Here is a 19,869-nt window from a genome sequence, read left to right on the forward strand (position 1 = left end):
TTGTGATGGCTCTCAGAAGAGAGTAGATAGCCCAGATAGCCCAGATAGCATAGTAAAATAAATCAACACCTATGCTATCTTGACGCTACCAAATTATGGTAAATGTGTGAGACTAGGTTGGATAAAATAACGTTTGTCTTCCCAACGTAGACAGGTTAGAACACCGCCCCAGCAACAGCCAGTATCTAGCGCATAGATGTTTTCAGGGGTGCCTTTTCCCTCTAAAGAGGCCCAGTGGCCAAAGATAATACTGTAATCATTCGGTAGTTGATTAGGTAGATCAAACCAAGGTTTTAATGGCGCAGGCGCATTTTCAGGCTTATCTTTACAAATCATATCCAACTGCCCGTTAGGAAAACAATAGCGCATACGAGTAAAAGCATTGGTGCTAAAGCGTAATCGCGGTAAGCCAGTTAATTCGGGTGACCAATTATTGGGCATATCACCATACATGGAATTAATGAAAAGGGGGTAACTATCGCTACTTAATATGGCTTCTACTTCTCGGGCACATTTTTTAGCTGTTGCTAAATCCCACTGAGGGGTAATACCTGCGTGTGCCATAACGATTTTCTTTTCTTCATCAACTTGTAATAGCGGTTGACGTCGTAACCAATTAATTAATTCATCAGCATCTGGTGCATTGAGTAATTCATTAAGCTTATCTTTGGGTTTATTACGACTAATCTTTGCAAATACCCCCAGTAGATGCAGATCGTGATTCCCTAATACGAGTTTTAACACTGAGCCTAAGCTTTTGACAAAACGCAATACTTCAAGTGAATCAGGTCCTCGAGCAACCAGATCCCCCGTTAACCAAAGTGTATCTTGATTGGCGTCGAAATTAACTTGATTGAGAAGTTGGCGTAATTCACGATAACAGCCGTGAACATCGCCAATTAAATAAGTAGCCATAATTAATTTATCAATGTAGGGATAGCAAGGCGGAAAACAGGGATGTCAATTTGAAACAGACGTCCTTGTGCGTCAATCATTTCATAATGACCTTCCATGGTGCCCATCGGCGTTTCAAGAACTGCGCCACTGGTATAACGATACCGTGAGCCAGCTTCAATCAGAGGTTGTTCACCAACAACCCCTTCACCTTGAACTTCAGTGGTATTTCCTTGTGCATTGGTGATCAACCAATAGCGACGTAGGAGGCGAATAGCATGTTTATTCAAGTTATGTATGGTGATGGTATAAGCAAAAACATAGCGCTGTTCTTCTGGCGAAGATTGGCTCTCAATGTAAACGCTTTGTACCTGTATCGCCACTTTGGATGAAGTAAACATAATACCTCCTAGGTCTAGTGTGCGCTATTTCACTCAGCGTGTTGCTGTTGTGATGATAACCAGTTTGCCACTTTACAGTATTGCTCAACAGAAATATTTTCTGCGCGTGCTGTGGGATCAATATCTAATGCCAGCATATCTTCTGCTGTAAGTAGTCCACCTAAGCTATTACGTAACGTTTTACGGCGCTGATTAAAGGCTTGTGATGTGATACGGCTTAACATAGCAATATCTGTCACCGGATAGGGTTTTTCCTTATAAGGGATCAGACGCACAACGGCAGAATCTACTTTCGGGGCTGGCTTAAATGAGCTTGGTGGCACTTCAATAATAGGAATGACTTGGCAGTGGTATTGTGCCATGACACTTAAGCGGCCATAAGTTTTACTACCATGACTTGCCACTAGGCGATTAACCACCTCTTTTTGCAACATAAAAGTCATGTCAGAAATGGCATCAGCAAAACTAAATAGATGGAACATTAATGGCGTTGAAATATTATAAGGTAGGTTACCAAAAACCCGCAGAGGTTGCTGACGCTCTTTTGCTAATTGGGCAAAATCAATCGTCATCGCATCTTGCTGAATAATGGTTAGCTTATCTTTTAATGTAGGGTGAACTTCTAAGCGTGCAGCTAAATCACGGTCAATTTCGACGACCGTCATTTTATCCATTCTTTCCCCCACCGGCTCAGTAAGCGCGCCTAAACCAGGACCGATTTCAATAACGGCTTCACCGGGTTGTGGATAAATAGATTCAACAATACTTTCAATAATATAGCTGTCTGTTAAAAAGTTCTGCCCGAAGCGTTTGCGGGCAAAGTGCCCCTGATGGACTCTATTATTCATTACAATTTTGTATCATATTAATGGCTAAATTTAATGCGGTGCGAAAACTGCCAGCATCTGCGCTTTTAGTACCTGCAAGTTCAAGGGCTGTCCCATGATCAACAGATGTACGAATAAAAGGTAGACCGAGCGTGATATTCACAGCACGACCGAAACCTTCATATTTTAGCACAGGTAATCCTTGATCGTGATACATCGCAAGCACAGCATCTGCATGTGTTAAATATTTAGGCTGGAATAAGGTATCCGCAGGGTAAGGCCCATGAAGTTGAATACCTTGTTGGCGTAATTGCTCTAATGCGGGTTCAATAATATTGATCTCCTCACGCCCCATATGACCGCCTTCTCCAGCATGAGGATTTAGGCCGCATACGTAAATATGTGGTGATGAGATGCCAAATTTGGTTTTTAGATCATGGTTTAAAATGGTGATGATCTCATTAAGCAACTCACCCGTAATCGCATCAGCAACTTCTCTTAAGGGCAGGTGTGTGGTGGCGAGAGCGACTCTTAAAGTGTCCGTTGCCAGCATCATCACCACTCGTTGACAATGGCTACGATCGGCAAAGAACTCTGTATGCCCTGTAAATGGCACACCGGCATCATTAATAACCCCTTTATGTACCGGCCCTGTGACTAAAGCAGAAAACTCTCCGTTTAAACATCCATCACAAGCGCGAGCAAGCGTTTGTACCACATAGTGGCCATTGGCAGTATTAAGTGTACCTGCGACAACCGAAGGGTCGGTTAATTCAACGGCAAGTACACAAATTTGGCCAGGGATATGTGCTGTAGGTGGATTATCTGGGGAATATTCAACTAAAGTGAGTGGGAGATTGAGTTGCTGTGCTCTTGCTCGTAATAATTGAGGATCAGCGCATACTACCCAAGGAAGTGCCCACTGTGACTGTGCTAATGAAATAATCAGGTCAGGACCAACCCCGGCGGGTTCGCCGGGGGTGATAACGAGGGGTTTTTTTAGCTTAGTTTGCATTATTCTCGTTCATTATTTTCACATAAGCGCCTGCACGCAACTCTTGCATCCAGTTTTGCACTTCTTCATTAAACTTGCGGTTAAACAGTAAGCGGTAAGCTTGTTCTTTATTCGCTGCATCTGTTTTATCAACGCTACGCGTATCTTCAAGTTCAATTAAGTGCCAGCCAAAATTAGAGCGCACAGGTTGGCTTAATTCATTTTTGTTTAAACGCATCAACGCGTCACGGAAAGCTGGATCATAAATATCAGGCATTGACCATCCTAACTCACCGCCACGTAATGCTGAACCGGGATCTTCAGAATACTCTTTAGCCGCATCCGCAAAACTGATTTTACCGCTACGAATATCGGCGGAAATTTTCTGTAGTTTGGCATAAGCCTGCTCATCATTCATGATAGGCGAGCTTTTTAGTAAGATATGGCGTGCTTTTACTTCAGTCACAGAAACGGTTTTTGAAGCACCACGTATATCATTGACTTTAATAATATGTAGACCAACACCTGATTGCAGTGGCCCGACAATTTCACCTTTTTGTGCATTAGCAAGCTGTTTAGCAAAGATTGTCGGTAACTCATCAATTGATGCCCATCCCATATTACCACCATTAAGTGCTTGTGGATCGGCAGAATAAGTGGCAGCTAATTTTCCGAAATCAGCACCGTTTTTTAGCTGGTTCTTAATACGGTTCACCACTTGCTGTGCTTTTTCAATTTCTGCAGGTGATGGATTTTCTGATAATGGAATTAAGATATGGCTAAGATTAAGATCAATACTTTGGCTTGCTTGGCTTTCAATTTGTTTAGCTAATGAGTCCACTTCTTGTGGCAAAATCGTAATACGACGACGAACTTCGTTATTACGCACTTCTGCTAACATCATCTCTTTACGAATATCTTGACGATAATCGTTATAAGCAATGCCATCGGCAGCAAGACGTTTTTTTAACTGCTCTAGTGTCAGGTTATTTTCTGCGGCAATCCCTTGAATGGTTGACTCAACGGCAGCTTCAGGAATATCAATTTGCATCTGTTGAGCCATTTGCAAGATGATGTTATCCATCACCAAGCGCTCTAAGATTTGTTGGCGCAAAACTTGCTCATCAGGCATTTCTTGCCCGGCATTTTTGGCATTCATTTGCACCGTTTGTAACATTCTATTGACGTCGCTTTCCAGAACGACACCGTTATTGACGATAGCCGATACGCGGTTGAGTTCTTGTGCTGCAAAAGTGGTTGTGCTGGTGGCTGCACCAACCGTGATCATTAAGCCGATAACCAGCGTTTTCCAATTTTTCATAAGTTTCCCATTATGTGTTTTCCGCATTTTGCGCGATGACATATTCATTCAGCCAATTTTGTCGTTTGGGTTAATCAAAACGCTCTTTGATAAGGTAAGATACCGCGCTCAAGCATTTTTTGACTACCTAAACTATGATTGTTACTTAGGCCTCTGAGTTCCAAATTGATTGACCATTTGTTGTCAATATCGCTGTGGTCTTCTTTCCAGCCAACAATTTTACGTTCATAACCAACGTTTACCGCCCAGCAACAGGTGTTATATTGTAAGCCAACCATTTGGCTTACTGGCTCTGAATCTTTGGTATCAAAGTAATAAGCGCCGACCAGTCCCCAACGTTCTGCTAAAGGCCAACTGCCGACAACACCAATTTGAGAAATGCCTTTTTGGTATTCTGGTAGTTGATTGACCCCGCCATCATAAGGGCGAACCCGTGTTGCTTGAATATAATCACGGTCTACATAACGATAGCTCAATTGTAAGAGATGGTCGCTATCACGGCGATACTCCATAATCGCATCACCCATAGAGACACTGCCTAAACGACGGTCATATTGTAAACCACCACGCATACCTAAAGTATCAGTAATACGCCAATATGCATCGCCTGCCCATACCATAGATCCGGTTTCATCTTTGCTATTGATAATTTCATTCGATGAACCTGTTTTCGGACGCTCAAAGAAATAGATTTGACCAACAGAAATATTAAAACGTTCAACCAATTCACTATCATAAAAACGTGAAGTAACACCCGCCGTTAATTGGTTTGCAGAAGCAATGCGATCTAGACCACCGTACATTCTGTCACGGAAAAGTCCGCTATAGTTGGATTGTAATAGCGCTGAGTCAAAGTTATTGATATTAGACTGATCTTTATACGGTACATACAGATATTGTACTCGTGGCTCTAACGTTTGCGTAATATCGTTAGTGTCATATTGGCGCTCAAATACCACTTTCATATCTGACTTAAATTGTGGTAGTACGCGGTTAACGCTATCATCAAGTTTTTGATGTGGATACTTCTTCTTATAAGCATCAGGAATATCTTGATCATAATGAGTCGCCATCAATTTAAACTCATTATTAAAGCTTGCCCAGCCAGTGGAGGCAGGTAAGGAAATGGTTGGCTCTATATGATAACGGTTCGCTTCAGGGGTGTTTTCTCCGACACTGGTAAAGCGGACAAATTGTGCATAAGTACGAAAATCAAATGGGCCAATATCATTTTTATAATAATTAAGATCAAGCTGCGGCTCAGCACGATAAGCCCTTGCATCTTTATTATCTGAGAAAATTTGGAACTGTTTAGTGGTTAATGTGGCATTCCAATTTTGCTGAGCATAACCGGTACTGAATTTTTGCGTCGCATAACCATCAGTGGTATTACCATATTGCGAAGTAAAGTCGGTGAAATATTTGTTATCACTGACTTTTGTGTAGTCAACATTAAAGCGCCACACATTGTTCATCACCCCACTGTGACCCCAATAGAATAACCAACGTGTAGCAGAATCACGCGCCAGATAACCCGCTTTTTCGTCTGCTTTATCTTTATTGTATTGACTGTCGTGGTTGATCCAATCAACCGCAATCGTACCGCGACCCGGTTTTGTTAAATAACGAAATTCATTATCGAGCTTTAAACCACGGCGACTAATATAATTCGTGGTAATAGTCGCATCATAATTAGGGGCAATATTCCAATAGTAAGGTAGTTGGAAGTCAAACCCAGAACTACGAGAATAGTTACCATTAGGAATTAAGAAACCAGAGCGACGTTTATCGCCGATCGGTAATTGCAGATAAGGACTATAGAAAACTGGGACGTTAGCAACACGAAAACGTGCATTCCAAATTTCTGCTACTTGCTCTTCACGATCTAAGATAACCTCAGAGCCGACAACACTCCAACTATCGTCGCCGGGTAGACAAGAGGTAAACATCCCTTTATCCATAATGGTATAGCGGTTTTCGCCACGCATTTGCATTTTATTCGCGTAGCCACGGCCTTGTCGGCCCACCATTTGGTATTTACCTTCTTCGATATCAGTATCTTTATTATTTAGATTAGACCAAGCACGTGGGCCTTTTAAGATGATTTGTGGATCATCATAAGAGACATTACCTGTCGCGGTGACCATTCTTAATGGTGTTTCACCTTCTGTTTGGGTCAACTCAACATTATCTGCGCTTAATGTTTGATTTCCCTGTTTAATGTCTACATTGCCTCTATATTGGATCATGCGTGGGTATTCCCCCTGCATATCCTTAGCCGTAATGGTGACAGGTAATGAGTTAGGATCGCCTTCGACTAATGGCTTATTATAAACAGGGACTCCCAGTAAACATTGAGAGGCAAGATCAGCATATGCAGGCTGAGCATAAATTGTGGCCCAAACTAAGGTGGCCAGCAGTGTGGGATAACTTTTTTTCATGAGTATTTATGTGCTTCCGTCATCAGTGGCTTCTACTGCTAAATAGCGAGAAACTAACGCAGGGAGTTATGCAACACTAGCCCAACGTCCTGAACATTGTTCTAACGGTAACCGAAAAAAGAGCAGTTCCCTTTTTTCGATGTTTCTATGTTGAAATCGGTTTATAGCTTTATTAGAAACAAAAAAACACCGCGCTTGTGCGGTATTTCGTGCTGCATAACAACGCTAAAGTTATTCGTTTGGTCACTTATTTTACTTTAACACAATTTAAACGAAAACAGCATTATCTCTGTGCAAGCAGCTAGCGAAAACCTCATCATTTTAAGAAAAAGTTTATTTGAGCTTGCTTGATGTTAGGTGTGAAAGCAAATGAATAGTATGATAATGCAAAATTGTGAGCAGGGCATTGAAGATTTGAGGAGTCTATGCGCTATTGGGGAAAATTATTAGGCCTTATCATCGGTAGTTTTGCCGGGATCGGCTTTTGGGGCATTGTGATTGGGGTTTTTCTAGGACACCTTTATGACGTACAAAGAAGTAAATTAAGCTATGGTGGGCGCTATAATCGTGATAGACAAGCCTATTTCTTTGCTGCCACATTCCAAGTCTTAGGGCATTTAACCAAATCCAAAGGACGAGTGACACAAACCGATATCACATTAGCCAGTACGTTAATGGATAGAATGAATTTACATGGGGCAGCACGTCAAGCAGCACAACAGGCGTTTCGAGAAGGTAAAGAGGTTGATTTCCCACTTAGAGCCACCTTACAACGTGTTCGCCAAATTTGTGCTGGTCGCCGTGATTTACTGCAGATGTTTCTGGAAATTCAATTACAAGCCGCATTTGCTGATGGGCAGTTACATCCTAACGAACGTAAAATGCTGTTTATTATTATTGATGAGCTCGGATTTTCTCGCGCCCGTTTTGAACATATATTAGCCATGATGCAGGCGGGGCAAAGTTTTCATTATCAACAAGGGCAAAATTATCAGCCACAAACTCAAGGCCCAACGCTTTCTGACGCCTATAAAGTGTTAGGTATTAAAGAGGGTGATGATGTTAAAACAATAAAAAGAGCTTATCGAAAATTAATGGGAGAACATCATCCTGATAAATTGGTTGCAAAAGGTTTACCACCGGAGATGATGGAAATTGCAAAACAAAAAGCACAAGCTATCCAAGTTGCTTACGATTTGATTAAAAAAGAAAAAGGATTTCGTTAACATCTTGTAAATAAAGATGAGAAAAGAGAGAATTAATCCGTGATGAAGATAACTCAGTCTTAGTTGAGATTATTATTTGTCACGGTAAAATATAAGTGAAATTTAATTATTTCACTCTCATTCTCTTATAAAAGGAACTATATCAATGTCAAACGTCCGTGTTCTTGTTGGGGTAATAGGATTAGCGCTCTGTCTGCTCCTTGCTTCACTAAGTTCGGTGACCGTTTTAGTGTCGTAAGACAGGTTAAAAATCTGCCAGGCATTCAAAATGTATCGGTGAATGAAAGGCCGGATGCGTAATAAATAATTCCTGAGCATGTAACTGCAGGCGAGGTGCGAGTGCTCTTGCCTGCGGATGAGCATAAAAACGATCCCCTAAAATAGGATGACCTAATGCTAGCATATGAACCCGTAGCTGATGGGAGCGTCCGGTTATTGGTGATAGTTTTACCCGCGTTGCATTTTCTTCATATTCCAACACTTCATAAAAAGTTTGTGCAGACTTTCCTGTTTCATAACATACTTTTTGCTTAGGTCGATTAGGCCAATCGCAGATCAACGGCAGATCTACTAACCCTTGTGGTTTTTCAAGCTTTCCCCAGACACGGGCAATATAGGTTTTTTTCGGCTCTCGTTCACGAAATTGGCGTTTTAATTCACGCTCGGCGGCTTTATTAAGCGCAACAACCATCACACCACTCGTGGCCATATCAAGGCGATGAACAGATTCCGCATCAGGAAAATCGGCTTTTATACGCGACATAATGCTGTCGTGATGTTCTAGCGCTTTGCCGGGTACAGATAGCAATCCACTGGGTTTATTAACAACAATAATATGCTCATCTTGATATAAAACGTGTAACCAAGGATCAGTGGGGGGGTTATAAACTTCCATCATAGTGGATATCTCAGCAAAATAACGGGGGAGATAAAGCTTTCCCCCGTTTTAACAGTGATTATTGGTGGGTAACAACAATTAAACGGATCGCATCTAAGCGCCATGTCGCTTCATCTAAGTGGTTAAGAATATGCGTACGCTCATTTTCAATTGCTTCAACTTCGTCATCACGTATATTTGGGTTAACGGCACGTAATGCCTCTAAGCGTGATAACTCATGTGTTAATGCGTTGTCTGCTTCTTGCTTCGCTTGTTCAATTAGCGTTTTCGCTTCCGCTTCCATTAAGGATTCTGATGCTTTTAGTACATGATGAACTTCATTTTGTACCGCATTGACCAATTTGCTGGATGTGTGGCGATTCACCGCATTTAATTGGCGGTTAAAACTTTCAAATTCAACTTGTGATGCAAGATTATTACCTTTTAAATCAAGTAATAAGCGTACTGGAGTTGCCGGTAAGAAGCGAGTTAAATGAAGGTGTTTAGGGGCTTGCGCTTCTACGACATAAATCAGTTCAACTAATAGCGTACCTACAGGTAATGCTTTGTTTTTCAATAAAGAAACCGCACAACTACCTGTATCACCAGATAAGACTAAATCTAAACCATTACGGATAATAGGATGTTCCCAACTGATAAATTGCGTATCTTCACGAGAGAGTGCGTGCTCTCTATCAAAGGTAATTGTGCAACCATCTTGTGGTAATCCTGGGAAGTCAGGAACTAACATATGATCTGATGGCGTTAATACAATTAAGCTATCACTACGATCTTCTTGGTTAATGCCCACAATATCAAATAAGTTTAAGGCGAAGTTAACCAGATCGGGATCGTTATCTTGCTCTGCAATCTTATTCGCTAACTCAACGCCAACTTCACCGCCGTTAGAGTGCATTTCTAATAGACGGTCACGACCTTGCTCTAGTTTGAGTTTCATCTCATCATGTTGCTTACGACAAGAAACGATAAACTTATCAAAATCACCTAGTTCATTAGGTTGAGCAAGATAATTGACTAGCGCATCATATTCGTTGTCATAAATTGTACGACCCGTCGGGCAGGTATGTTCAAATGCATCTAACCCTTCGTGATACCAACGTAATAGAACAGATTGAGCGGTTCCTTCAAGATAAGGCACACTGATATCAATGTCGCGGTTTTGACCGATACGATCAAGACGACCAATACGTTGTTCTAATAAATCAGGATTAAAGGGGAGATCAAACATCACTAGTTGATTAGCAAATTGGAAGTTACGCCCTTCTGAACCGATTTCAGAACATAGTAACACTTGTGCGCCTTCCTCTTCTGAGGCGAAATAAGCGGCTGCACGATCTCGTTCAAGTAAAGACATCCCTTCATGGAATACTGCAGCACGAATACCTTCACGTTCACGTAAAACTTGTTCTAATTGCAATGCTGTGGCGGCTTGAGCACAAATGACTAATACTTTTTCATGACGATTGGCGGTTAAAAAGCCTAGTAGCCATTCAACGCGTGGATCAAAGTTCCACCATGTGGCATTTTCACCTTCAAACTCTTGGTAGATACGTTCAGGATAGAGCATCTCTTTTGCTCGTACTTCGAGGCTCTTTTTCGCTGCCATAATCTCAGCCACCTTAATGGCGGTTTGATACTGAGTTGGTAGTGGCATTTTTATTGCGTGCAACAGTCGGTTAGGGAAGCCTTTGACGCCGGAGCGAGTATTGCGAAATAACAGACGACCCGTACCGTGTCTATCCATCAACATATGAATAAGTGCTTGGCGAGATTTTGTACGCTCTTCACCTTGGGTATTAGAGGCTTTTAGCAACGGCTCTATATCTTGCTCGCTGATCATCTCACTGATGCTATTTTGCTGTTCGTTATTTAAATCATCTTCTGAAAGCAAAATGGTTACCGCATCGGCTACGGGGCGATATTTTTGTTGTTCATTAATAAATTCGTTGTAATCGTGGAAACGATTAGGATCGAGCAAACGTAAGCGGGCAAAATGGCTTTCTTGACCAAGTTGCTCCGGTGTTGCGGTTAATAACAATACAGAAGGGATCGCTTCAGCTAGCGTTTCGATAACTTGGTATTCTCGGCTTGGTGCCTTTTCACTCCATACCAGATGGTGGGCTTCATCGACAACTAACATATCCCAAGTCGCTTCAACAAGGTGTTCAAAGCGTTGTTTGTTTTTACGCACAAAGTCTAATGAGCAAATGATCATCTGCTCTGTTTCGAAAGGATTATCGCTATCTAATAAAGATTCGCTATAACGGCTATCATCAAACAGTGAAAAACGTAGGTTGAAACGACGTAACATCTCAACTAACCACTGATGTTGTAAGCTTTCAGGAACGATAATTAAAACACGCTCAGCGCGTCCATCCATGATTTGCTGGTGGATTATCATACCCGCTTCGATAGTTTTACCCAGCCCAACTTCATCCGCTAATAAAACGCGTGGGTTATGACGTTTACCCACTTCATTAGCAATATAGAGCTGATGAGGAATAAGACTTGCGCGAATACCACGTAGACCACTTTGTGCTTGCTTAAACTGTTCGCTCATAAATTTACGCGCACGATAGCGTAAAGCAAAACGATCCATACGGTCTATTTGACCGGCAAAAAGACGATCTTGTGGCTTATTAAAAGTGAGTTTGTTATCTAAGAATACTTCACGCAGTTGTGCTGGCTCTTCGGTATCTAAACGTACGCCGTGATAAATAAGTAAGCCATTATCTTCCACAACGTTGTCGATGGCGAGCTTCCAGCCTTCATGACTGGTGACAGTATCCCCCACATTAAACATCACCCGCGTTATTGGGGCATCATGGCGGGAATAAAGACGATTTTCGCCACATGCAGGAAAAAGTAAGGTCACCATACGGGCATCAATTGCCACAACAGTACCTAGTCCAAGTTCGCTTTCTGTATCGCTAATCCAACGTTGACCAAGAGTAAAAGGCATATATATAAACTCAGCTCTCAAATATATAATTTATAAAATCATTATTAATGAATGCAGTATTGCGGTGTTGTCATCCAATCTACGGGATAAAAAATAGTATCTTTCTCAAGATGAGAAAAAAGGTGATTATCACCAAAGGGGCGTTATGTTAATAGATGCAAAGCAAGCCGTCACCTGCAAAATAATACATCTTAAAAAGAGAGCGTCATTTGCCCATTTAACAAGGTAGAAAAATCATCTTGTAGAAATGGCAAAATAGCATCTGCTATCGGCATTAATTGCTTATTAATGTAGTGTTCATAGTCAGGTGTCGAAGTGATATGCTCTAACGGCTCTGGCCCCAAGTGAGTAATTATATAACTAATCCAACCGCCTTGCTGATATTGTTGCGGCCTATTTTGTAACTGATTATAGTCATCCGCTAATCGAGCTGCTTTGACGTGAGGGGGGATATGGTGCTGGTAGTCTGATAATTTTCGTCGCAATCTTTTTCGATAAACCAGTCTATCATCATATTTTCCTAATAGCGTATCAGCAACATAATCACGAATAAACTGTTGATAAGGTTGCTGATTAAAGATGCGTGTATAAAGCTCTTTTTGAAACGCTTGCGCCAGTGGTGTCCAGTCTGTTCTGACTGTTTCCAATCCTTTAAACACCATTTTATCATGACTTAGCCCTGCATAACGTTTTTTACTTCCGGTTTCCATGCCTCGAATAGTGGGCATCAAGAATCGGCGATAATGGGTTTCGTACTCAAGCTCTAATTGGCTATCAAGCTGGTAAGTTTCAGTCAGATAGCTTTTCCACCATTGATTAACATCTTGCGCTAATTGACGACCGATCTGCTCAGCTTGTACTTCGTTATGAGCGGCTTTAAGCCAAACAAAAGTAGAATCAGTATCACCATAAATCACTTGATAGCCTTTTGACTCAATTAATTCACGGGTCTTTTTCATTATTTCATGACCACGTAAAGTAATTGATGAAGCCAATCGAGGATCAAAAAAACGACAGCCTACCGAGCCTAATACACCATAAAAAGCATTCATAATAATTTTCAATGCTTGAGAGAGCGGGGCGTTGTTATGACGTTTAGCATTATCTCGTTCATGCCAGATTTGTGAAACAATGGTGGGTAAACAGTGTTTTTCTCGTGAAAACCACGCTTGACGAAAACCGGGAACGGCATGTGTGCTATCAGGGTGATGCATACCTTCAATCATTCCCACCGGATCGATTAAAAAGGTGCGAATAATAGAGGGATATAGGCTTTTATAGTCCAGTACCACCACTGAGTCATAGAGACCCGGTGTTGAGTCCATGACAAAACCACCAGGGCTATGCTCTTCGGGTTTTTCACCTTGATTGGGGGCAACATAACCAAGACGATGCATTGAGGGTAAATAGAGGTGAGTAAATGCTGCGACAGAGCCACCGCTTCTATCTGCTGCCAGCCCTGTTACACTGGCTCTTTCTAATAAGAATTCCATTAAGTGTGTGGTATCAAAGATACGATTAACCAAGACACAATCTTGCCAGTTATAATACGCTAAGGCGGGCTTATCTTCTTTAAAACGGCGATTGATTTCGTCCATTCTGGCATAAGGTGTATCAATCGCTTTCCCTTCCCCTAACAGTGTTTGAGCAACTGACTCTAGGCTAAAAGAGGGAAAATTCCATGTCGCCATTTTTAAAGCATCAATACCATCAATAATTAAACGCCCTTGTGTTGAGGCAAAAAAGTGCCCCGCTTTAAAACCATGTTCACGCCACTCTAATGGGGTATTTTGTCGTCCTAATAATAAATTGATCCCGTAACGCTGAGCATGGGTATGCAAGATACGCAAATCAAATTGAATAAGATTCCAACCAATAATTGCATCAGGATCGTACTCTTGTATCCAAGCATTTAGTTTTTCAAGGAGTTGTAATCGACTACTTACATAGCACAGACGATAGCCTTCAGGTTGTTGGCTTTCTTGAACTTCTGGGAGGGTGTCACTAAGCATAAAAACAACGTTATCACCGCAACCGGCTAATCCAATAGAATAAAGCTCACCAAACTCACTGGTTTCAATATCTAAAGAGACGGTACGTAATGTAGGACGATAATCACTGGCAGGTTTTAGCGTGACAGTATGACTATTTTGATAACGAAACCATACAGGCGCGGTGATAAAACGCTCCATCATATAGCGTTCATGTGGGCGGATATCGGCTTCATATAGGCGAATATTATACTGTTTTAATTGCTGTTCAAGCTGGGTAAGTTGGCGGTATTGTTTACAATAAACCCCCAAAACAGGTTGTCTTTCAAAGTCTTTTAACGCCAGAGGACGAATATCAATATCGCGATTATGACCAACCACTGAGCGTAATATACTTTCATTTTGTTGGGCAACAAAACCAATAGCATACTGCTTTGCAACCGTGACTTTACGCGGTCCATTTTCTGTCGCCAACCAATAGGAGACAGCGATACCTTGTGGGGTATCACTCCAATGGCGGGTAAGAATAAAGCCTTGCTCTGTGTGAATTGTCATAATTTCCTAATAAGCGAGATATTGAAGCTTGAAAAAGAGATCGTTAACTATTAATTATAATATTAATCATAGCCTTGTTATGATAGGAAATGGGATATTACACGGGTTGATGCACTTATAATAATATCTGGAATGCCCGTAAATGGGAAATAAACTGAGGTAATTTCTGCTTTTGTAAACAGCCTAAAAAGGTCTCTACGGTCATTGGTGGATCCTTTAGGCTTTGTCTATGTTGTTGCGCCGCTTTAATACAGCTACTAGGATTTAATTCAAACATGTCACTCAAAAATTCATCAGGATGGATAGCTGAAATATCAAAAGAATTAAGGTATTTTTGCGGAAAATCTTTTAAGTTAAATGTAATTATAGCTTGAGCCTGCCCTTTTATTGCTGCTGCTAGCACATGACGATCATTAGGATCAGGTAGCTTTAAACCACAAATAAGCGGTTCGTAGCCTTCTACTAAACAATCAGGAACATGTGCATTCATTAAATCTCTGGTTCGTATTAGTCGCTCAGCTGTTAATGTTGGATTGTTGACTAATAAATTAGTGATCCATTCATCATGGATCTGATTACTCCAACGTGCTCTAAATAAACCAGTATTAGCAAGATACATTAAATAACTTCTAAGAGGGGCTGGATACATGACACAGGCATCAAGCAAAACAGTATAGTTTGTCATTAATACCCCATATCCATTTCTTGATCTAATTGCGATAATTCAGCAAGGGCATCAAGTCGTTTTTGCTCCAATTCATTTTTATAAGCAACAATATCAGCATAAGCAACTTTCCTACGATTTCCTTTTCTAGAGTAGGGTATCGCTCGTGTATCTAATAATTTTACAAATGTAGGACGGGACATATTGAGTATATCAGCCGCTTCCTGTGTCGTTAGCTCAGCATGGATTGGTGTGATACTAACAGTATTCCCTTGCCCTAGTTGAGTAAGAATTTCAATCATTAGGCGTAATGCACTATTTGGTATTTGTACAATATGATTATTACCCGTCTTATCTATAATGGATAGCTTCTGCGTTTTGCCATTAATATCCATAACAGCGGATAGCTCTTGGCTACTTAATTTTGCTAATGCAATATCTTCAGCACTAAGTCTCTCACTTATCGTATTCATTAGTATTTCCCCCTTTTTAATAACTAGATTATCTGAAATATTCGAAAAATAGTCAAGTATTCGAAATATTCGAAAGAGGCTTGTAGGGGGGAATAAGCTTCTTTCGATATCGCTATATTTCAATAGATTAATTAAAAGGTATCCCTAACAGCAGTGATTGATCCACTTCGCCTTTGATTAATGACGCTGTATTTCCATCATAGACAATGGTGCCATTATCAATAACAAGCGCTCTTGGTGCGATTTTATGAGCATCTTCTAAGCTGTGAGACACCATGAGTAAAGTGAGATTTTTTTCATCACAAATTTGTTCTAATAATGTCAGCATTTCGATACGTAATGCGGGATCAAGGGCGGAAAAAGGTTCGTCTAACAATAAAATAGGCTGTTCACGTACCAGACAACGGGCAATTGCCACTCGTTGACGTTGACCTCCTGATAGCTGTGAAGGTAAACGCTCTAGATAATCACTTAAAGAAACCTGTTTGGCTCGACTTTCTAATAGTGCTTTCTGTGCCACAGTGAGCTTTAGCCCTGGATCTAGCCCTAAACCAATATTTTGTCTTACCGTGAGATGAGGAAAAAGATTGTTATCTTGAAATAACATCGAGATAGGGCGTTGGGCAGGGGCTGTTTTGGTATGATCTTTCCCTTTTAAAAATAACGAGCCTGACTCTGAGGGCAGAAAACCCGCTATTAAGCTGAGTAATGAGCTTTTACCTGCACCACTGGGACCTAAAATAGCAATACGCTCCCCCGCTTTTACCGTTAAATTAAAGGTCAGATGTTGGTGCTCATAGGTATAAGAAAGCTGCTCTAACTTAATCATAGGATTTTCCTGAAACGCGTTCGATAAGGCTAAAAAGCGTGAAACATAACAGCAAAAGGAGCATCGCGGTGACAGCGCCATCTTGTGTGTGATAAGCACCGATTTGCTGATAGAGGTAAAAAGGTAATGTTCTAAAAGTTTCATTTCCAAATAAGGCAACAATACCAAAATCACCAATGGAAATGACACAAGCAAAAGCCAGTGCTTGTGATAGTGGCTTTTTCAAAGCGCGTAGCTCTATCCAACGTAGACGATTAATACCTCGCAAATTAAGGGAAGCACATAATAGATTATAGCGGGCTGCAATATCATTCATTGGGTTTTCAAGTACTTTTAAAGCATATGGAATAGCCATAAGCGCATTAGTGAGGATCACTAAAAGATAGGGGGATTCAGGTAATCCGGTTGTGCTGTTTAATAATAGAAAAAAGCCCGTCGCTAATACAATGCCCGGCATAGCCAGAATAATGAGTCCACTCATTTCCAGCGCTTGTCCGGCCTTTTTAAAATGGCGTAAGCGTAATTCTCGACTACTCCAGAGCAACATCATCGTTAAAATAACACAAAGTCCCCCAGCGCCAAGTGCAATAATTAATGATGTTGTAAAGGCTTGCCAAAGTACCGGCTGTTGTAGAACACCTAATAATTGACTGTTTAAACCATCACTTATCACCGCTAATAACGGAGGAAGTAAAAAGAGCATAGCAAGTACGATAATTAAACTATCCGTTATTTTATTGATTAATGAGTCGCTAGGATCACGCCAGCTTAGTTTTTGATGACTACCGACAAAGAGTGTTCCCTTTAATTTTTGGCTAACAAGTACTAATCCTAAGCAGCAAAATAGCTGAATTAATGCTAATAGCGCTGCACGATGTAAATCGTAGTCATAACTTAATGCTTGATAAATTGCCAATTCAACAGTTGTTGCCGCAGGCCCACCTCCCAGCGCTAATACAGTCGCGAAACTTGCAAAGCAGAGCATAAAAATCAGTGATGCAGTAGGCAGGATTTGTCGCCATAAATAGGGCCACTCGAGAAAACGAAAACGTTGCCAGCCATTCATTCCCAATTGTGATGCTAATTGGCGTTGCTCGGTAGAAATACTTTCCAAGGCTTGTAACAACATTCTGGTAGCCAGTGGCATATTGAAAAAAATATGTGCGAGTAAAATGCCTTGTAAACCATAAGGTGTAAAATGATAATCAATCCCTAACCATTGGCATATTTGAGCCAGCCACCCCATGCGACCATACACAGTTAAAATGCCAAATAGCGCCACTAACACCGGTAGAACTAAACTCATTGCACATAAGCGTAAAAAGAGCGTTCTGCCAACAAATTGGCGTCGATAGAGCGCTTTTGCTAACCAAATTGCCGGTAAAATGGAAAATAGCGCGGATAAAAATGCTTGCCAAAAAGTAAAGCGCACCACATGCCATAGGTAACTATCAGCAAAAATAGTCGATAAATCACCACTTGGCGCGTTAAACCATAAAGCACCGAAGGAGAGAAGGGCGACGGTAAGTAATAATCCCGAGGCGCATAGCCCCGGGATAAGCCATTTACCCATTAGCGGCTAACCGCAGATTGCCAATTACGTGTCCATGTTTGGCGCTCTTTGGCTACCACATCAGCATCAAATTGTAATGACTTTTGCGGTTTAGGCATAACGGAGTAGACCTCAGGTAGTGGCATATCAATAACAGGATACATCCAATTAGTGGTTGGGATGGTTTCTTGGAAAGCGGGGGTTAGCATAAATTGCATAAATTGCTGAGCTAATTCTGGCTGTTTGCTGGATTTTAGCTTGGCTGCAACTTCTACCTGTAAATAGTGTCCTTCATCAAAAATAGCTGCCGCATAATTGTCCTTTTTATCTGCCAAAATATGGTAGCCCGGAGATGAGGTGTAACTAAGCACAAAATCCCCTTCTCCTTTCAAGAATAAGCCATAGGACTCACTCCAGCCTTTGGTTACTGTCAGTGTTTTATTCGCCAATTTTTGCCACTGCTCAGCGGTATTGTTTGGATACAGTGATTGCATCCATAACATTAAGCCTAAGCCGGGGGTACTGGTACGTGGATCTTGATAAAGGATTTTCCACGGCTGTTGGCTATTTAACAGCTCATCCATGCTTTTAGGGGGATGAGTAATACGATTTTTATCGTAAATAAAAGCGAAATAACCGTAGTCATAAGGCACAAAAGTGTCATCAGTCCATTTTTCAGGTAATGCTAGTTTTGATGTATCAATATTGCTTGGTGCAAAAAGTCCGGTCTGTTTTGCCGCATGAATAAGATTGTTATCTAGCCCTAAAATAATATCTGCCTTACTTTTACTCCCTTCCATACGTAAACGATTAAGGAGAGAAACCCCATCCGAAAGGGCAACCAGTTTTAGCTCACAATCACATTGTTGTTCAAATGCTTTTTTAATTGCCGGACCAGGCCCCCAATCCGCGGTAAAAGAGTCATAGGTATAGACGGTAAGTGTGGGTTTGGTTTGTTGTGCATTTGTGGCAAAAGCACTGAACAAACCTAGTGCACTGAATAAGAGAGTTGAACGAAGAGAATTTATTAACACGCTATTTTCCTCAGTAAAAAGTCAAGTAGGATCTGAGGAGTGAGGAGGCAAATGAGTTATTATTGCGCCATCCTGACTCAAATCCCTACGCCAGTATTAGCTGGATCAGGTTCCACGAGTTTTTCTCAGCTTAAAAAAAGCACCCCGTTGAGACATTCCCATTGTAGATAAATACTCACGTTGTGCAAAGTCTGTTGATAGTGGTTTACCGTTTGTGGGTAGTATGAAACAATGAGTTATCTTTCAAGTTTGGTTATTGAGGTAGTCTGGTGATCGATGATGATGGCTACCGCCCGAATGTGGGGATTGTAATTTGTAATCGGCAAGGGCAAGTGCTTTGGGCCCGTCGCTATGGACAACATTCATGGCAATTTCCTCAAGGGGGAATTAATCCTGGAGAATCACCAGAACAAGCCATGTATCGTGAGTTGTTCGAAGAAGTTGGATTAAGTCGTAAGGATGTTAAAATCCTTGCCTCCACGCGTAACTGGTTACGTTACAAGTTACCTAAGCGTTTGGTGCGTTGGGACACAAAACCTGTTTGTATTGGACAAAAACAGCGTTGGTTCCTTTTGCAGTTAACAAGTAACGACAAGGACATTAATGTTCAGCAGAGCAAAACGCCAGAGTTTGATGGTTGGCGTTGGGTTAGCTATTGGTATCCTGTTCGTCAAGTCGTCTCTTTTAAACGAGATGTATATCGTCGCGTGATGAAAGAGTTCGCACCAGTAGTTATGCCATTACAAGAACAAGTGTCTATGTCTCGTCCTTCCTATGGATATCGCCGTAAAAGGTATTAGATAACAC

The 19,869-nt window shown here is 41.3% G+C and carries 16 protein-coding genes and 1 riboswitch; of the genes, 2 read left to right on the top strand and 14 right to left on the bottom strand.

The annotated features are described in order from the left end of the window. Positions 1 to 93: 93 nt before the first annotated feature. The 6 genes from apaH to lptD are packed head-to-tail and all read right to left on the bottom strand — an operon-like array spanning position 94 to position 6,878. Entirely contained in the window at positions 94 to 915 is an 822-nt protein-coding gene (apaH, locus tag AACU95_RS04760; protein ID WP_141192346.1) for a bis(5'-nucleosyl)-tetraphosphatase (symmetrical) ApaH, read from the bottom strand. Between the two features lie 2 nt (positions 916 to 917). Beyond that, positions 918 to 1,295 (bottom strand): Co2+/Mg2+ efflux protein ApaG, encoded by a 378-nt coding sequence (apaG, locus tag AACU95_RS04765; RefSeq protein ID WP_004245543.1) that lies wholly within the window; start codon positions 1,293 to 1,295, stop codon positions 918 to 920. A 29-nt stretch (positions 1,296 to 1,324) separates the two neighbouring features. Then, positions 1,325 to 2,143, bottom strand: a complete 819-nt coding sequence (gene rsmA / locus AACU95_RS04770) for a 16S rRNA (adenine(1518)-N(6)/adenine(1519)-N(6))-dimethyltransferase RsmA (protein WP_004245541.1) — start codon at positions 2,141 to 2,143, stop codon at positions 1,325 to 1,327. Beyond that, complete coding sequence (pdxA, locus tag AACU95_RS04775) at positions 2,136 to 3,137, bottom strand: 4-hydroxythreonine-4-phosphate dehydrogenase PdxA (RefSeq protein ID WP_036907443.1); 1,002 nt, start codon at positions 3,135 to 3,137, stop codon at positions 2,136 to 2,138. Before pdxA ends, rsmA begins: the two co-directional genes overlap by 8 nt. Next, entirely contained in the window at positions 3,127 to 4,464 is a 1,338-nt protein-coding gene (gene surA / locus AACU95_RS04780; RefSeq protein WP_004245538.1) for a peptidylprolyl isomerase SurA, read from the bottom strand. Before surA ends, pdxA begins: the two co-directional genes overlap by 11 nt. Before the next feature lie 47 nt (positions 4,465 to 4,511). Then, a complete protein-coding gene (lptD, locus tag AACU95_RS04785) occupies positions 4,512 to 6,878 on the bottom strand; it encodes an LPS assembly protein LptD (protein ID WP_004245537.1) in 2,367 nt (788 codons plus the stop codon). A 425-nt stretch (positions 6,879 to 7,303) separates the two neighbouring features. Here lptD and djlA point away from each other — a divergent pair, with 425 nt between their 5' ends. Then, a complete protein-coding gene (gene djlA / locus AACU95_RS04790; protein ID WP_004245533.1) occupies positions 7,304 to 8,104 on the top strand; it encodes a co-chaperone DjlA in 801 nt (266 codons plus the stop codon). Positions 8,105 to 8,348: 244 nt separating this feature from the next. Here the strand turns inward: djlA and rluA are convergent, their stop codons facing one another. The 8 genes from rluA to thiB all read right to left on the bottom strand — a co-directional run bounded on the left by rluA (position 8,349) and on the right by thiB (position 19,062). Beyond that, positions 8,349 to 9,002: a bifunctional tRNA pseudouridine(32) synthase/23S rRNA pseudouridine(746) synthase RluA gene (rluA, locus tag AACU95_RS04795; RefSeq protein WP_004245532.1), complete on the bottom strand. Its 654-nt coding sequence runs from the start codon at positions 9,000 to 9,002 to the stop codon at positions 8,349 to 8,351. A 58-nt stretch (positions 9,003 to 9,060) separates the two neighbouring features. Then, positions 9,061 to 11,964, bottom strand: a complete 2,904-nt coding sequence (rapA, locus tag AACU95_RS04800) for an RNA polymerase-associated protein RapA (RefSeq protein ID WP_004249485.1) — start codon at positions 11,962 to 11,964, stop codon at positions 9,061 to 9,063. Positions 11,965 to 12,155: 191 nt separating this feature from the next. Then, on the bottom strand, positions 12,156 to 14,510 hold the full coding sequence (locus tag AACU95_RS04805; RefSeq protein WP_036895567.1) for a DNA polymerase II: 2,355 nt from the start codon (positions 14,508 to 14,510) through the stop codon (positions 12,156 to 12,158). A gap of 115 nt (positions 14,511 to 14,625) precedes the next feature. After that, positions 14,626 to 15,195 (bottom strand): PIN domain-containing protein, encoded by a 570-nt coding sequence (locus AACU95_RS04810; RefSeq protein ID WP_017827532.1) that lies wholly within the window; start codon positions 15,193 to 15,195, stop codon positions 14,626 to 14,628. Continuing rightward, on the bottom strand, positions 15,195 to 15,647 hold the full coding sequence (locus tag AACU95_RS04815) for a helix-turn-helix domain-containing protein (protein WP_004245528.1): 453 nt from the start codon (positions 15,645 to 15,647) through the stop codon (positions 15,195 to 15,197). Before AACU95_RS04815 ends, AACU95_RS04810 begins: the two co-directional genes overlap by 1 nt. Before the next feature lie 127 nt (positions 15,648 to 15,774). Then, positions 15,775 to 16,476, bottom strand: coding sequence for a thiamine ABC transporter ATP-binding protein ThiQ (thiQ, locus tag AACU95_RS04820; RefSeq protein ID WP_004245527.1), 702 nt, complete (start codon positions 16,474 to 16,476; stop codon positions 15,775 to 15,777). Further along, complete coding sequence (gene thiP / locus AACU95_RS04825) at positions 16,469 to 18,049, bottom strand: thiamine/thiamine pyrophosphate ABC transporter permease ThiP (RefSeq protein ID WP_004245526.1); 1,581 nt, start codon at positions 18,047 to 18,049, stop codon at positions 16,469 to 16,471. The genes thiQ and thiP overlap by 8 nt, the downstream gene beginning before the upstream one ends. Continuing rightward, positions 18,049 to 19,062, bottom strand: a complete 1,014-nt coding sequence (thiB, locus tag AACU95_RS04830; RefSeq protein ID WP_004245525.1) for a thiamine ABC transporter substrate binding subunit — start codon at positions 19,060 to 19,062, stop codon at positions 18,049 to 18,051. The genes thiP and thiB overlap by 1 nt, the downstream gene beginning before the upstream one ends. A 64-nt stretch (positions 19,063 to 19,126) precedes the next feature. Continuing rightward, positions 19,127 to 19,219: riboswitch (TPP riboswitch) on the bottom strand. Between the two features lie 112 nt (positions 19,220 to 19,331). Between thiB and rppH the strand changes: the two genes are divergently transcribed. Continuing rightward, a complete protein-coding gene (gene rppH, locus AACU95_RS04835) occupies positions 19,332 to 19,862 on the top strand; it encodes an RNA pyrophosphohydrolase (protein WP_004245524.1) in 531 nt (176 codons plus the stop codon). Positions 19,863 to 19,869 lie beyond the last annotated feature (7 nt).

The sequence above is a fragment of the Proteus sp. G4415 genome, from assembly GCF_963896075.1.
In the GTDB taxonomy this organism is placed as follows: Bacteria; Pseudomonadota; Gammaproteobacteria; order Enterobacterales; family Enterobacteriaceae; genus Proteus; species Proteus mirabilis.

Coding starts and splice junctions, on each gene's coding strand:
- AACU95_RS04805 (WP_036895567.1), bottom strand. CDS start 14,510: ATGACAATTCACACAGAGCAAGGCTTTATTCTTACCCGCCATTGGAGT.
- apaH (WP_141192346.1), bottom strand. CDS start 915: ATGGCTACTTATTTAATTGGCGATGTTCACGGCTGTTATCGTGAATTA.
- pdxA (WP_036907443.1), bottom strand. CDS start 3,137: ATGCAAACTAAGCTAAAAAAACCCCTCGTTATCACCCCCGGCGAACCC.
- thiP (WP_004245526.1), bottom strand. CDS start 18,049: ATGGGTAAATGGCTTATCCCGGGGCTATGCGCCTCGGGATTATTACTT.
- AACU95_RS04815 (WP_004245528.1), bottom strand. CDS start 15,647: ATGAATACGATAAGTGAGAGACTTAGTGCTGAAGATATTGCATTAGCA.
- lptD (WP_004245537.1), bottom strand. CDS start 6,878: ATGAAAAAAAGTTATCCCACACTGCTGGCCACCTTAGTTTGGGCCACA.
- apaG (WP_004245543.1), bottom strand. CDS start 1,295: ATGTTTACTTCATCCAAAGTGGCGATACAGGTACAAAGCGTTTACATT.
- rsmA (WP_004245541.1), bottom strand. CDS start 2,143: ATGAATAATAGAGTCCATCAGGGGCACTTTGCCCGCAAACGCTTCGGG.
- rluA (WP_004245532.1), bottom strand. CDS start 9,002: ATGATGGAAGTTTATAACCCCCCCACTGATCCTTGGTTACACGTTTTA.
- djlA (WP_004245533.1), top strand. CDS start 7,304: ATGCGCTATTGGGGAAAATTATTAGGCCTTATCATCGGTAGTTTTGCC.
- rapA (WP_004249485.1), bottom strand. CDS start 11,964: ATGCCTTTTACTCTTGGTCAACGTTGGATTAGCGATACAGAAAGCGAA.
- AACU95_RS04810 (WP_017827532.1), bottom strand. CDS start 15,195: ATGACAAACTATACTGTTTTGCTTGATGCCTGTGTCATGTATCCAGCC.
- surA (WP_004245538.1), bottom strand. CDS start 4,464: ATGCGGAAAACACATAATGGGAAACTTATGAAAAATTGGAAAACGCTG.
- thiQ (WP_004245527.1), bottom strand. CDS start 16,476: ATGATTAAGTTAGAGCAGCTTTCTTATACCTATGAGCACCAACATCTG.